The organism is Bacillus sp. EB106-02-03-XG38 (genome assembly GCF_058792175.1).
Map to the genome: position 1 here is coordinate 50,040 of NZ_JBYTED010000007.1, position 13,912 is coordinate 63,951.

At 35.3% G+C, this 13,912-nt stretch carries 14 protein-coding genes; 5 read left to right on the forward strand and 9 right to left on the reverse strand.

The genetic code is table 11. The annotated features are described in order from the left end of the window. Window positions 1–7: 7 nt before the first annotated feature. From AC3WTI_RS24525 to AC3WTI_RS24540, 4 genes are all read right to left on the reverse strand, one after another. A complete protein-coding gene (locus AC3WTI_RS24525) occupies window positions 8–871 on the reverse strand; it encodes a DNA-3-methyladenine glycosylase family protein (protein WP_087957295.1) in 864 nt (287 codons plus the stop codon). A gap of 59 nt (window positions 872–930) precedes the next feature. Next, entirely contained in the window at window positions 931–1,713 is a 783-nt protein-coding gene (gene pdaA / locus AC3WTI_RS24530; RefSeq protein ID WP_087957296.1) for a delta-lactam-biosynthetic de-N-acetylase, read from the reverse strand. Between the two features lie 126 nt (window positions 1,714–1,839). After that, a complete protein-coding gene (gene fumA / locus AC3WTI_RS24535; protein ID WP_087957297.1) occupies window positions 1,840–3,360 on the reverse strand; it encodes a class I fumarate hydratase in 1,521 nt (506 codons plus the stop codon). Window positions 3,361–3,565: 205 nt separating this feature from the next. Further along, a complete protein-coding gene (locus tag AC3WTI_RS24540) occupies window positions 3,566–3,748 on the reverse strand; it encodes an SE1561 family protein (protein ID WP_000513558.1) in 183 nt (60 codons plus the stop codon). Between the two features lie 213 nt (window positions 3,749–3,961). Between AC3WTI_RS24540 and yfkAB the strand changes: the two genes are divergently transcribed. Beyond that, on the forward strand, window positions 3,962–5,089 hold the full coding sequence (gene yfkAB / locus AC3WTI_RS24545) for a radical SAM/CxCxxxxC motif protein YfkAB (protein ID WP_000156008.1): 1,128 nt from the start codon (window positions 3,962–3,964) through the stop codon (window positions 5,087–5,089). A 35-nt stretch (window positions 5,090–5,124) separates the two neighbouring features. Here the strand turns inward: yfkAB and AC3WTI_RS24550 are convergent, their stop codons facing one another. Both AC3WTI_RS24550 and cax read right to left on the reverse strand, forming a co-directional pair. Further along, window positions 5,125–5,922: a YfkD famly protein gene (locus AC3WTI_RS24550; protein ID WP_087957298.1), complete on the reverse strand. Its 798-nt coding sequence runs from the start codon at window positions 5,920–5,922 to the stop codon at window positions 5,125–5,127. A gap of 81 nt (window positions 5,923–6,003) precedes the next feature. Then, a complete protein-coding gene (gene cax, locus AC3WTI_RS24555) occupies window positions 6,004–7,059 on the reverse strand; it encodes a calcium/proton exchanger (RefSeq protein ID WP_142286584.1) in 1,056 nt (351 codons plus the stop codon). Between the two features lie 179 nt (window positions 7,060–7,238). Between cax and AC3WTI_RS24560 the strand changes: the two genes are divergently transcribed. From AC3WTI_RS24560 to AC3WTI_RS24570, 3 genes are all read left to right on the forward strand, one after another. Continuing rightward, entirely contained in the window at window positions 7,239–7,655 is a 417-nt protein-coding gene (locus tag AC3WTI_RS24560; protein ID WP_048527894.1) for a pyridoxamine 5'-phosphate oxidase family protein, read from the forward strand. Between the two features lie 154 nt (window positions 7,656–7,809). Continuing rightward, on the forward strand, window positions 7,810–7,956 hold the full coding sequence (locus AC3WTI_RS24565) for a BH0509 family protein (RefSeq protein ID WP_000817786.1): 147 nt from the start codon (window positions 7,810–7,812) through the stop codon (window positions 7,954–7,956). A gap of 156 nt (window positions 7,957–8,112) precedes the next feature. Beyond that, entirely contained in the window at window positions 8,113–8,541 is a 429-nt protein-coding gene (locus AC3WTI_RS24570) for an EamA family transporter (protein WP_000100307.1), read from the forward strand. Window positions 8,542–8,551: 10 nt separating this feature from the next. Here the strand turns inward: AC3WTI_RS24570 and AC3WTI_RS24575 are convergent, their stop codons facing one another. Next, the gene (locus tag AC3WTI_RS24575; RefSeq protein WP_087957300.1) at window positions 8,552–9,145 is read right to left on the reverse strand and encodes a DedA family protein; all 594 of its coding nucleotides are present in this window, start codon (window positions 9,143–9,145) and stop codon (window positions 8,552–8,554) included. 452 nt (window positions 9,146–9,597) lie between these two features. On the opposite strand from AC3WTI_RS24575, the gene AC3WTI_RS24580 reads away from it, so the two are divergent. Further along, window positions 9,598–12,360: a tetratricopeptide repeat protein gene (locus tag AC3WTI_RS24580; protein WP_087957301.1), complete on the forward strand. Its 2,763-nt coding sequence runs from the start codon at window positions 9,598–9,600 to the stop codon at window positions 12,358–12,360. Window positions 12,361–12,402: 42 nt separating this feature from the next. Here AC3WTI_RS24580 and lepB read toward each other — a convergent pair whose 3' ends face one another. Next, window positions 12,403–12,939 carry a signal peptidase I gene (gene lepB, locus AC3WTI_RS24585; protein WP_087957302.1) on the reverse strand — a complete coding sequence of 179 codons (537 nt, stop codon included), beginning with the start codon at window positions 12,937–12,939 and terminating at the stop codon, window positions 12,403–12,405. Window positions 12,940–13,219: 280 nt separating this feature from the next. Further along, a complete protein-coding gene (locus tag AC3WTI_RS24590) occupies window positions 13,220–13,900 on the reverse strand; it encodes a lysoplasmalogenase (RefSeq protein ID WP_087957303.1) in 681 nt (226 codons plus the stop codon). Between the last annotated feature and the right edge of the window lie 12 nt (window positions 13,901–13,912).

A 13,912-nucleotide genomic window follows, 5' to 3' on the forward strand; every position in this document is an offset into this window, starting at 1 on the left:
TACACCTCTACTCTATACTTTTCCATAAATATAACGCTGCATAACTGCAGTATGGTTCACACTCTTGTTTCACTTTTTCTAAAAATGCATCATCAGGTTTATCATCTAATTGAAATACACCTTGTACTGCACGCTGAATCCCAATGTCCGCTTTCGGAAACATATTTTTCCTTCCAAGCCCAAACATTAAAAAATTTTGCACTGTCCATGTACCAATTCCCCTAATTGGTAACAGTTGTGCTGAAACCTCTTCTTCCGCCCTGGTTTCTATACTCGCTAAATTTAATGTACCGCTGACAATACTTCTACCTAAGCCTACTATATATTCAGCTTTTCGCTGACTAAACTTCTGCTCTCTCAATTCCTCTATTGAAATGTTTGCTACTCTTTCTGGAGTTGGGAAAAAAAAGACACCGTTCTTCTCTGTTCCATATCGTTTCACAAACTGTTCTGTTAACACAGTAGCAAATTTCAAATTTATTTGTTGATGAATGATACAGCGAAGAAGACAAGCAAAATAATCAAATTCTAAAATAATTGGAGTATACGCATATGTTTCAAATAGTGGACGTAATGATGTGTTTAAAAAATGATTTTGTATATCTTGAAACGGTTCATTCCAATGAAAAATGGCCCTCATTCGTTTCATGACTTTCTCTGGATCTCCTGTCTGACTAGAAATCCAAAACTGTGGATTTTGAACAGTACCAATCCCTTGCAGACGAACAACAATCTGTTCCTCATCTATACAAAGCGGGACATAAATAACTTTCTCATCTAATTGAATGACGTTAAGAGGATCAAAAGATAAACGTTTTAACACTTCTTCAAAATGATACGGATACTCTAACGTAACATGTTCGCTCCACATACGTTTCCCCATCCTTTTTACACATCATTATAGCATGAGAAAACCGCAAGCATACATGCTTACGGTTGATTGCTTTTTACTAAGTCATCTAGACTTTTAAAATCATACCCTTTCTCGCGCAAATCATCAATGATTTTCGCAAGTGCTTCTGCATTATCTTTTGATATTGCATGAAGTAATAAAATAGATCCTGGATGAATCATCGTCATTACATTATTATGGGCATATTGCCATCCTCTTTGTTCATCTACTTTCCAATCCAAAAATGCAAGTGACCAAAATACATTATAATAGCCCATTTCTTTCGTAAGAGCTAACGTTCTTTCACTGAATACGCCGCGCGGAGGACGTACATATTTTACTTCTTTTTGCCCAGTTACTTTCTTAATTTCTTCCGTTACACTTGTTAATTCTTGACGAAGTTTCTCATCATTTACCGCTGTGAAATCAGGATGGCTCCACGAATGGTTTCCAATAATGTGTCCTTCATCTTTCATTCTTAACAATAAATCTTTTTGTGTTTTAATGTAATGCCCCGTTACAAAGAAAGTTGCTGGTACTTTTTTCTCTTTTAATACGTCTAAGATTTTCCCTGTGTATCCATTCTCATATCCATTATCGAATGTTAAATAAATATCTTTTTTCTTTGTATCCCCTAAATAAAACCCACCATTTTTTTGTAGCAAATCTGTATATAACTTTCCTGCATCTGGTACTGTTTCATTTTTAGGGCGTGGGATTCCCCAGTTATGTGGAGTATTTGTATAAGCTAATGCCGAAACTGGAACAAGTGCCATCATAATTGAAAAAATGAGACCGATATATAACCATTTATATTTCATAAATAGTCTCCTTTCCATATATAATCGTACTTGTAGTTTCTGTTACCACACATCCTTTCATGCTCAACATGTTTTTCTATATATACCAAAAAAATGCATCTCGAATGATTCGAGATGCATTTTTGTTTACTTAAATACTGGCTCTTTAAAGCTAGCTAATTTTTCAAGTGATGTTTTATCGACATCTGCATGTAAGCTATTACCGTGAGAATCCATCGTTACAACTGCTTTAAATCCTTCGATACGTAAATGCCACATTGCCTCTGGAATACCAAACTGTAAGAAATCAACATCTTTTACTTCTTTAATACATTCAGCATAGTATTGTGCTGCACCGCCAATTGCATTTAAATATACACCACCGTGCTCTTCTAAAGCCGCTAATGTTTTCGCACCCATACCACCTTTTCCAATGACAGCGCGAATACCGAATTTCTTCATAATATCGCCTTGATATGGTTCTTCACGAATACTTGTCGTTGGACCTGCCGCTTTAATTTGCCAGTTTTCATTTTCATCTTTCACGACAACTGGACCACAGTGATAAATAACTTGCCCATTTAAATCTACTGGACAATCGTTATCCATTAAATGCTTATGAATTGCATCACGACCTGTATACATCATGCCATTAATTGTTACAACATCACCAACGCGAAGTTCACGAATTTGCTCTTCTGTAATTGGTGCTTGTAATACAATCTCACGTTGTTCTGTTTTTTCTTGTGCTTCTTGCTCCAGTGTATCTTCACCTTCTTGATATAACCAATCCATAATATCACCTGTTTCAGGATGGATTGTTACGCCAAGGCGGCGGTATGCCCAGCAATTATACGCCACAGATACGTAGAAACTAGCTGGCAGACGGTTATACACGCCAATTTTACACCCAAGTAAAGTTGTTTCTCCGCCAAATCCCATCGTACCAATGCCAAGCTTATTCGCATTTTCTAATACGTACTCTTCAAGTTGTTGTAACTCTGGGATTGGATTGACATCATCTAATGTACGGAATAATTGATTTTTTGCTAATTCGTAACCTGATGTGCGGTCTCCCCCGATACCAACACCAATTACACCTGCACTACAGCCTTGACCTTGTGCTTGATATACTGCATGAAGAAGGCATTTACGAATCCCTTCTAAATCACGACCAGCTCTTCCAAGTCCTTCTAGTTCACATGGTAAGCTATACTGAATATTTTTATTCTCACAGCCACCACCCTTTAGGATTAAACGTGCATCAATATAATCTTTTTCCCATTGTTCAAACTTAATAACCGGTGTACCTGGTCCTAAATTATTTCCACTATTGTCTCCAAAAAGAGAATCAACAGAATTAGGACGAAGTTTACCATCTTTTGTCGCCCGCTCAAGCGCATTATAGATAGCTTCCTTCACCTTTAATTGATTCACACCAACTGGTGTATAAATTTTAAACGTCGGCATCCCTGTATCTTGGCAAATTGGCGAGATGTTATCATCAGCCATTTTAATATTATTTGTAATTGTGCCAAGTGCCATCGCAGAACGAGTCCCTGCATTTTCTCGCTCTTTCGCTTGTTGAATCGCACGACGAACATCTTTCGGTAAGTTCGTTGACGTTTCAACAATTAGTTGATACATGCTTTCTTGAAGCTTTTCCATTGTTACTTCCCCCTCAATTGTGAACGCTACCAAAACGTTATGAGCTGAAAATTCCATTGTTATGCTCTTTAGCTTTTATTTATTTCACGCTACTAAAGCATAAATGAAATTTTTCACAACTTGATTATACCTCTTTTTCTATCGTCCTTCTATTATCCGCACAGAAAAAGGCTACCAAATTAGAATTGGCAGCCTTTTTAATATATTATTCGTCTTTTTTAAATTGCTCACATTTTAATTCTAATTCATCTAGCATTGCAAGAAGACGATCTACATCTTCTAATTCTACTTCTTCAGGTTCAATCGTATCAATTACTTCAATGAACATATTTAAACGTTCTTTTAAATATACTAATTGTGTGTCTTTATCTTGAATTGCTTTTCCCATGAAGGCACTCTCCTTTTAATTCGAGTTGCTTTTATTATACCGCAAAAATGATTGTTATGGGTATGTAAATTCATCAATTTTGTCACAGTCATTCATTCAAATGTAAGCCCTATCTCTTTTCTTACAAAAAAGTTTCACTTTATAAAAAGCACATATTCTTCTATTATAGAGAATGGACAAATTGTTATTTCAATAGTCAAAGGAGTATTTCATATGACGATATCACAAAAAATGAAGCCGATTACTCCTTCTTACGATCCATGGGAAGCGTATATGGACCTTGAAGAGTACGGCAAACTACTATTAACAAATGTTGAGTTTACAACGACGACGTTATGCAATATGCGCTGTGAGCATTGCGCTGTTGGTTACACGTTACAGCCGAAAGACCCGAATCCGCTTCCGATGGATCTTTTATTAAAACGATTAGATGAGATTCCTCATTTACGTTCTTTAAGTATTACTGGCGGAGAACCTATGCTTTCAAAAAAATCCGTCGACAACTATGTAACACCACTCTTAAAATATGCCCATGAACGAGGCGTTCGCACTCAAATCAACTCAAACTTAACTATAGATTTAGCACGTTACGAACAAATTATTCCCTATTTAGACGTATTGCATATATCTCATAACTGGGGAACAATTGACGATTTCGTTGAAGGTGGATTTGCAATGATGGAGCGTAAACCTACGTATGAACAACGTGCAAAGTTATTTGAACGCATGATTACAAATAGTAAAGCTCTATCAGACGCTGGTGTACTCGTATCAGCCGAAACGATGCTGAATAAACGAACTCTACCACACATTGAACATATTCATCGTCAAATCGTTGACGAAATGGGATGTAAACGTCATGAGGTTCATCCAATGTATCCAAGTGACTTTGCGAGTAACCTAGAGATTTTAACAAAAGCTGAAATTCGTGATGCAATTGAGCATTTACTAGAAATTCGCGATGAAAATGTATGGATGTTATTTGGAACTTTACCTTTCTATGCTTGTAGCGATGATGAGCGAGACATTGCGACATTTAAAAAATTACAAGAGAGCAAAAATGTCACTGTTCGTAACGATCCAGATGGCCGTTCTCGTTTAAATGTAAATATTTTTGATGGAAATATTATTGTGACGGACTTTGGTGATGTTCCACTTCTAGGTAACATACAAACAAATACGTTACAAGAAGCGTATGAAAAATGGAGCGCTTCAAAAACAGCAAAATCATTAAGCTGTCACTGTCCTGCAGTAAAATGCCTAGGACCGAATGTTCTTGTAAAAAACAGCTACTATCCGACAGAAGATTTCTTATCAAAAACAGCAAATATTACATTATAAAAAAACGTCAGCTTATAAGCTGACGTTTTTTCATATTATTGCGAGTGAGAAGAAGAAATGAATTTAAAATACAAATGATCATGAATTGGAATAGCAGCTCCAATTCCTTGAGATGTAATATTTTTGACAACAAGTCTCTTTTGATTTCCTTTTAATACGAGGTATACTTCTCCAAAGGTTACTTTTCCTTTTTCATTTACTGCTGGTGTATAAGCATATAAATATCCAAGTTGACTCGGACTAATATTATACACACGCTCATGCCCTGTACCATAACCAATAGTCGTTTTAAATGAAAGCGGCAATTGTACTTTTTCAAGTGCTTTGAGAAGCATCATTTTCTTCACATCTTCAGCATCTTTCATATCTGCTGTTAAATCGCCTTCAACCGTCTTTTGTGTTTCTTGCTTATAGCGTAGTGGATATAGGCGATCTCCTCCGCGATTATCGTACACATTGCGATTTACTTGTTTATATTCCCAATTAACCGATGTATCAATCGATTCATAATGTAAAGCCCATTGCCCTAAATAAATCTTCGCTCGGTACCCCACCGCAAGCGGCGCATTCGAAATTGTCGTTTCATTAAACATTCGAATTAAGTCCGGATTTTCAATTTTAATATTTGCTGTTTTTAATAATTCTTGAGCAAATTTACTCGGCTGTAAACGGGGTAAATCTTGCGCATCATTTGGAAACGTATTGTCTTTAGAAATATTTAAAACAGATGAAGGCATTTTTGTTTCTACCGTTGTCTTTGCAAAGCCACTGTTAGGAAATAATAAAATAAACGAGACCATAGTTGAAAGACATATGCTGTATACTCGTTTCACCTGTCTGGCTCCTTCCTACGTAAAGGTATATATACTACTTCGTTTATTGTTTTCCCTGAGCACAATTGTTATGCCTGTTTTTCATAATAAATAAAAACCAATTCCCATAATGACATACGCTGCTAATAACGTACCGCCTTCAAACCAGTTTGTATCTCCGTCATTTGAAATCGCAATCGTTAAGAAAACAGCTGTAATCATAGAAACAAGTTCTGGTATTGTAAATACTAAAGGCATCCTTTGCGTGAAGAACATAGAAAGCAGTACTAATACAGGAGCAACAAACATGGCAATTTGTAACGTAGAACCTATCGCAATCTCAACTGCAATATTTACTTTATTTTTATACGCCATAATAATTGCAGATGCATGCTCTGCTGCATTCCCTACAATCGCAACGATAATAACCCCTATAAATAACTCCGACCAACCAAATGATTTTGCAACTGTCTCAAATGTATGCACGAGCGCCTCTGACACATAAGCGACCGCAATTGTCGCTATTGCTAAAATGAGTAGCGCTTTCCCTTTCGACCACTCTGGTTCTTCCTCGTGAGTGACTTCATCACTTTTATGTTGATATACACCACGGTGCGTAACTAACTTAAATAGCAATGCAGCAAGGTACATAATAATCATAATAATTGAAACACCGATACTTAATTGATACGTCTTTCCAGCGTCCATCTTCATTGAAAAAATCTCTGGAATAACGAAAGCTACTACTACAGCAAAGATTAATAAAGCTGAATTATGCCTTGCATCATACACATTAAAACTTTGTCTTTTATATTTAAGTCCCCCTACAAAGAAAGAAAGCCCTCCTACTAATAATAAATTTCCAAGTACAGAACCCGTTAAAGAAGCTAACACGACTTCAATTAACCCTGCCTGAAGTGCAAAAATCGAAATAATTAGTTCAACAGCGTTACCGAAAGTAGCATTTAACAATCCGCCTATTCTAGGTCCAGAGACAATTGCCAAACTTTCTGTTGCTCTGCCCATAAAGCCCGCTAATGCGATAATCGTAATGCAATACACAGCGAACATAATTGTTTGAGGCCAATGAAGTGTTTTCCCAAGCACAGAAAGGGGTACACCTATAAGCGCTACTATAAGAAATATTTTATTAAACATGCTTTTCATCCTTCCATCGTATGTATTTCTCCTCGATATTATTATTATTCTTCTCCTAACTTGTCCGATTTCATCACAATTACGTTTAAAAAGTCGAATTGAAGAAAACAGTATGAATGATATTCAAATTCTCTCGTTTAAACAGAGAAAACAATAAATTATGAACAGGGGTTAAAAGCATGCATTTAAAAGAAAAAATTGAAACGATTATTTGTGGTCAACGAACTGGTGTATTATCTACTGTACGTGAAAATAAACCTCATAGTGCCTTTATGATGTTTTTCCACGAAGATTTTGTGTTATATGTTGCAACAGATCGGAAATCAAAGAAGATAACTGATATTGAAAACAATCCAAATGTCCATGTATTACTTGGACGTGAAGGAAAAAAATTAGATGAAGATTATATTGAACTGGAAGGCTTAGCTTCAATCGAGGAAGACTCCACATTAAAAAATAAGTTTTGGAATAATAGCTTAAAACGCTGGTTACTTGGCCCTGAAGACCCTAATTACGTATTAATAAAAATCAATCCTGACACAATTTATTACATCGATGGTGCTGGTACGACGGAGCCCGAGTTTTTACGACTATAAAACAAAACAAGCCCCCTTTAGGTGGGCTTGTTTTGTCGAAAAGTTCTTCTGAAAAAAACAATAAAATAGGTGGAACTTTCTAAAGATTCTGTTATATAATAGCAGTAACTTAAATAAACTGTATTAAAACAGATTGAGAGGAGAAATAAAATTGATGAAAAGAGAAGAACGCAAAAACATGATTGAGTTTATTGAAAAGAAAAAAGGGATTGAGCGTGACGAATTACTATTTATGACAGACGATGAAGTAGAACATATTTATAATGTAACGTACTTTTTGTATGAGGAAATTGCAGAGTAGTATAATAATCCCCACCTTATTAGCAATATAAGGTGGGGATTATTTCGTTATTTATTCCGCTATTTGCAAGGCGGTAAAATCCCAATGATTAAAGTTTCACTTTATACGTGAGAATGGTTTTCATGTATAATAATGTAAGATTGGAGGAATTTTACTATGAGTTCGTGGCTCTTATTCGCACTATTATCAGCAATTGCTGCTGCCCTTGTATCTATTTTCGGAAAAATTGGTTTAGATGGAATCGATGCCAATGTCGCGACAACGGTTCGTTCTATTATTATGGCATTATTTATGGTAGGCGTTATTATTATCCAAGGTAAATTTCAAAATATTGGCGACGTACTGCTAAATAAAAAAGCACTGCTCTTTATCACATTAAGTGGGGTTGCAGGTGCTTCGTCATGGCTATTTTATTTTCTTGCCCTCAAAACAGGGAAAGTTTCACAAGTGGCTCCTGTCGATAAATTAAGCGTCGTATTTTCTATCATTCTCGCAATGATTATACTCGGTGAAAAGTTAAACTTTATGACTGGCGTTGGCGTAGTCTTTATTACAGCTGGCGTACTATTTATCGCTTTCAGCTAAAAAACCGCTATTAGCGGTTTTTCTTTTTCTTTATGTAAAACCATACAACGCATATAACAACTACTGAAATGAATAAAATCCATATTCCATAATGATGTAAACTATACTCAACGAAACGCCACTTCTCTCCTAACTTCCAGCCAAGCCCAATAAAAACACTTATCCAAATAAGTGCACCACCGTAAGCGTACAAACAAAAACGCCAGAGTGTTAAATTAGACATCCCAGCAAAATATGCTGTTAAATGACGTACTCCTGGGATAAAGTAACCAATCATTAAAAGAAATGGACCATACTTTTCAAATAAAATATGTGTTTTTTCAATGTGATGTTCTTTAATTCTAATCTTCGGCCCATATTTTTTTAAAACAGGAAGTCCAAGTTTTAAACCTAATATGTAGCTTAATGTAATACCTAACATCGCACCAGCCATCCCACTTAAAAACGCAGCAGTTCCTGACATAACACCTTTGGAAACGTTATAACCAACGAAGGTCAATAAAAACTCGTCTGGTATCGGTAATCCAACAATCCCACCAGCTAAAGCTATAATAATTCCAAAATACCCATAATGTGCGATTAACTCGCCAATATGTTGTTCCATTCGGAAGACACATCCTATGCACGATCGTTATTCCACATTGTGCCCTTTCTATCTTTCAGACAAACATGGTATACATATTCACTATACATTGTTTTTATAATGAACTCTACTTCTATCCATTCCTTTAGCAGGAAGAAAGTGAACCATTATTCAGTGGTGATTTACTCATCCTCATTACACACCAATTAGGCGCCCGGCTTCCGACTACTTCCCTTGTATTCACCGATTTTTCAAGCGCTAGTCCCACTCCCCATTAAAAAATAAAAATTCATATGCTTGTTTTTTTGTTACAATAAAGGAAAGTTACTTTTCGCAACGGTTTAACTCTCAGGAAAAATGATATACCTAGCAAAAATATAGTTTGGTCGATATAATGCAACTTCTACCTATTAAAAGAACATGCACCCTTTACATACAACATCATTTTTCTAAATTATACAGGGGGAACGAACATGACCATTGAAAATCAATTTATCCAAAAAGTTTACTATAAAACATTTTTAAAAGAAGAAACTTCTACTCCAATATCAGAAGTACTCGGTGAAGCATATATAAATGAATCTACCAATGAATTCTCCAACATTTCTAATATCCGCTTTGCTCAAGGTGAATTTTATTACCAAAATAAAGACTTTGAAGCAGCAATATTTAAATGGGAGAAAGTAAATAATGAACTTGCACTTTGGGCAACCAAAAATATTGCAGATTCTTATTTTGAACTAGGATTCTTGCCAAAGGCAGAAGAAATGTATCAATCTATCCAAACAGAAGATACAACTCTTACAATGGAAGTGTCCTTACAGCTTCTTTCTCTTTACATCGAACAAGATCGTTTAGGTCTAGCATTTAAGACGATTAGTGAGGCTGTTTCATTCCAACCTGACTATCCAAATATTACTGCAATTGCTCGCTCATTCTATGAAAAACAAGCAGATTGGAATAACGCCATAGAACTTGCCGTGCAAGAAGGAATTCGAACAAATTCATTGCACTGGTTCGACACTTTAATTACTTATGTAAATCAAGGCTTTACGAAACAAATCAAACCAGAATATTTCTATGAATCTTTAAAATCTCTCTATGCAATTGATCAAGTCCAATTTAAAGAACTTGTTATTGCTCTTTGGAACAGCTATCAAGATGAAAACTTGCATCTACCTTGGATTCAAACAATAAATCATTTATTCTTACATATTGAAACAGACAACAATGACGATTGGCATGAAATTATTGAACGCTATCAAGATACGTACTTTGAATTAATTACTGGTGAGCATTTCATGCATGAAATGCAAGGTCTTGTACCTGATTTATTAACAAATTGGTTTAGTTTAACGAAAGCAAAAGATGCCCTATTTGTCTCTGCTGCAGTGTTAGCGTGGAATGAAGTTTCACCTACAACTTTAGAGTCATTACTCGTAAAAAGTGCAGGAGCCCTCCTCTCTAATTCAACAGCTGAAACAAATGTAAATATGGAAACCGTGTCTCATTTATTCGAAACAATTGCTGTATGGGCTGAAAAAAATGATGTAGACTTAAGTCATCAATTTACGTTACTCGTTCATGAACTATGTGATTTAAATGTTACACAATTACTAATAGCGGGAACTAGTGATTTTGATAAATCTTCATTCATCAATTCTATATTAGGAGAGAACATCTTAACTGAGACTGTGACAACTCCTATTCTATTTAAAGATGATAGCCAAACTGAAATAACAGAATTCACTGCGTTAGATGTGCACAATATACCGAACTTTGATGAATTCCATCAAATAATGGCTACACCTCCCGAATCAGAACTTGAGAAAAAATGTATAGAAATTAAATTACCAAGTAGATTTTTAAGAAAAAATAAGTTTGCATTTCTTGTTACGCCATCGGTTCAAGGACAAGTGGATAAAAACAGCTCATACTTTGAATACTTACAAGCAGCAGATAGCCTTATTTACGTATTAAATTCAGCTTCACCATTACACGGTGAAGAGCTTGATACATTACTTTATTTACGTGAACAAGTACCAAGCTTACAAATCCATTTCGTATTACACACAAATAGTACGGACAATAATGAAAAACTAATGAACAAGATTAAAATCCATTTCCCAAATGCGCAGTTCTTCCCATACTCTCCTTCACAAGAGAGTAGTCAGCAACTTGGAGATGTTACAGAGTCTATTCTTTCTAATCTAGCAGGACGCGACATAGAACAAGAACGTATAGAAAAACTAATATGGTTTACTCAAAAAACAATAGCATACCTTGTAAATGAACGTGTGGAATTAGAAAACACATTAGTGAAATCAGTACGCTGGAATAAACATATCTCAGTAAAACTAAACGGATTTATTAACAACCTTACTGCTCTTGAAAAAGATAAAATTCGTTCTATTACAGAATCTTATCTTTTAACGAAAGAAGAAATCACACGAGACATCCATTCTCAAATTCCTGAATTATTGCAGAGCTGTTCTGACCTTGTTCAAGAAGATAGTGACTTCAAATTAGTTCATGAAGAATTAAATGCTGCGATGAACGAACGAATTCAAAAACATGTACAGCAAGTGCTTCTTCCTAAATTTACTGGATTTATTCAAGAGTGGATTGAAACAGCTCATAATGAATTTATTCAAGCTCAATCTTATTTAGATGAAATGAGCGAAACGTTTAATAAATTATATAAAGAAGAACGTATGAAACTTCCTTGCGATTTCAAATTACTAGATGATTGGAATCGAGATGTTGTACGTATGACAAATAGAATTACAGTATCGAACATCAATATTTTATTACGCTTTACACCGACACAATTCTTCTTAAAGAGTGCAGGAAAACTGTTTGGTAATATGCAAAAAAATCAATCTATGCTCGCAAACAAATATAAACAATACATTGAAATGGAAGATTATACGGAAATTGCTCAAACAATCTCAAAACAATTCTTCCTTCAATTTGAAGTATTTGAAGGCGCATTAGAACGAGATATCATGATGTTCTTTAAAGATCCACTTAGCATACTGAAACAAAATGTAGAATCAGCTCAACTTGAAATACAGGAAGACGAGCAAACATTAGCAACGTTAAGAAGCAACCCAGAAACTTATCACGATCCGTTAGCATTCTTTAAACTGCAACTATTGCAGCACAAATTTGTTTTAAGTACGAGCAGAAATAATGAAGATGCCTATGAAATTAATGAGTCTCCTACGATTTAACATAAAAAACCAAGCAAACTAAAATTTGCTTGGTTTTTTACATTAATTCATTATTTTCATATGTTCAAATGGATAATAAATTGCCGCTAATTCGCCTAATACATCTGCTTTATCAATAAGTCCTAAACCATTTCTACTATCTCTGCTTATTAGGCGATTATCGCCCATAACAAAAATCTTATTTTTAGGAACTGTAATCGGCCCAAAGTCCTCTGTTAAATTCATAAGTTTTTTTTCAGCTTCTTTTCTATTACTATACAAATATGCTTCCTCTATCACTTCATGATTCACATATAATTGATCATTTCTCACCTCAATGACATCTCCTGGCAAACCAATAACCCTTTTCACATAAAAATTATCCGTCTTCACAACAATAATATCTTCTCTCCCATAACTTTCAAATTCCTTTGCCAACTTGTTTACAATCACCTTATCCCCATCTTGCAACGTTGGCTTCATGGACGCTCCTTTTACAGTCGTAGGAAAAAACACAAAAATTTTCGCTAAAAATACCAACAAACATGCAATTGCAATTGTTCCAAAGAATTCACGCAAATGTTTTTTCTTTTGCATCATTCCACCATCTCATCATCTTTTTACTTTTATTATAAGGACTTCAACTGTGTAATTTCCACAAAATTCTGAATCAAAAAATTATAATATTACAAATTAAAAATAACTCTCCTCATAAAGTGAAACTTTAATCAGTGGGGGTTTGCTTCATCCTCCACTGATTATTAGCCCTCACCAATCGGGCTTTTATGGGCAGTAAACCTACCTTCTCAAAATTCAGCTGGAGGAAAATAGTAAAAAAGATACTCTTCAAATAGTCTATCACTATTTGAAGAGTATCTTTTTATATTCCCACATATACAATACACATTTGAGCCGCTACATATGTAAACCAAATCCAAAGTGGCTCGTACTTTAATTTGCGCCCTCCAATATCTGTCACGCCTATAATAAAATCAGAAATGACAAATAGTAAGCCACCAAAAGCTGGTATCCACCATATTCCTGTCTTCTCATAGTATAAGGCGAACGCAAAGCAAGCCATTCCTCCAACCCACAGTCCGTAAATTAAAGCTCCTATCGTAAACAATTTATCTTGTTTCTCATTTCGGATAAAGAAGAACCAACCTATAATGAGAAAAAGTCCGTATACGAGTAAACCAATCCAAAAACCATTCCATGAAATGCCTGTTTGCAAAAATGCTTTTACATAAAAACAATGCGCAAGCGCAAAAGTAATCATCCCTCCAATTAACCTGTGACCAATTGGAATCAAACCTGCCATAAATAAATCTCCTACAGTTGATAACGTCATACCTAGTGCAACCCACGTACTATACTCCACTGATGGATCTTGTAACCATATCCAAATTGCACTTGCTGTTAACGAAAAACTAAGAATAAGACGCACCGCTAACGGTAACGGCATATTCTTCCTTGTCTTTTTTGTCTGTCCTACCGCGTACATTGCACCAATAAAAAAAAGAATGATTTGTCCGGTTAACACCATGTAAAGTAGATTCATAACATGTTCTCC

Bases quoted from the DNA above. Each gene is read 5' to 3' on its own strand.
- lepB (WP_087957302.1), bottom strand. From the start codon at position 12,939: ATGATGCAAAAGAAAAAACATTTGCGTGAATTCTTTGGAACAATTGCA.
- AC3WTI_RS24525 (WP_087957295.1), bottom strand. From the start codon at position 871: ATGTGGAGCGAACATGTTACGTTAGAGTATCCGTATCATTTTGAAGAA.
- AC3WTI_RS24540 (WP_000513558.1), bottom strand. From the start codon at position 3,748: ATGGGAAAAGCAATTCAAGATAAAGACACACAATTAGTATATTTAAAA.
- cax (WP_142286584.1), bottom strand. From the start codon at position 7,059: ATGTTTAATAAAATATTTCTTATAGTAGCGCTTATAGGTGTACCCCTT.
- AC3WTI_RS24570 (WP_000100307.1), top strand. From the start codon at position 8,113: ATGAGTTCGTGGCTCTTATTCGCACTATTATCAGCAATTGCTGCTGCC.
- fumA (WP_087957297.1), bottom strand. From the start codon at position 3,360: ATGGAAAAGCTTCAAGAAAGCATGTATCAACTAATTGTTGAAACGTCA.
- AC3WTI_RS24590 (WP_087957303.1), bottom strand. From the start codon at position 13,900: ATGAATCTACTTTACATGGTGTTAACCGGACAAATCATTCTTTTTTTT.
- AC3WTI_RS24565 (WP_000817786.1), top strand. From the start codon at position 7,810: ATGAAAAGAGAAGAACGCAAAAACATGATTGAGTTTATTGAAAAGAAA.
- AC3WTI_RS24560 (WP_048527894.1), top strand. From the start codon at position 7,239: ATGCATTTAAAAGAAAAAATTGAAACGATTATTTGTGGTCAACGAACT.
- pdaA (WP_087957296.1), bottom strand. From the start codon at position 1,713: ATGAAATATAAATGGTTATATATCGGTCTCATTTTTTCAATTATGATG.
- AC3WTI_RS24575 (WP_087957300.1), bottom strand. From the start codon at position 9,145: ATGGAACAACATATTGGCGAGTTAATCGCACATTATGGGTATTTTGGA.
- yfkAB (WP_000156008.1), top strand. From the start codon at position 3,962: ATGACGATATCACAAAAAATGAAGCCGATTACTCCTTCTTACGATCCA.
- AC3WTI_RS24580 (WP_087957301.1), top strand. From the start codon at position 9,598: ATGACCATTGAAAATCAATTTATCCAAAAAGTTTACTATAAAACATTT.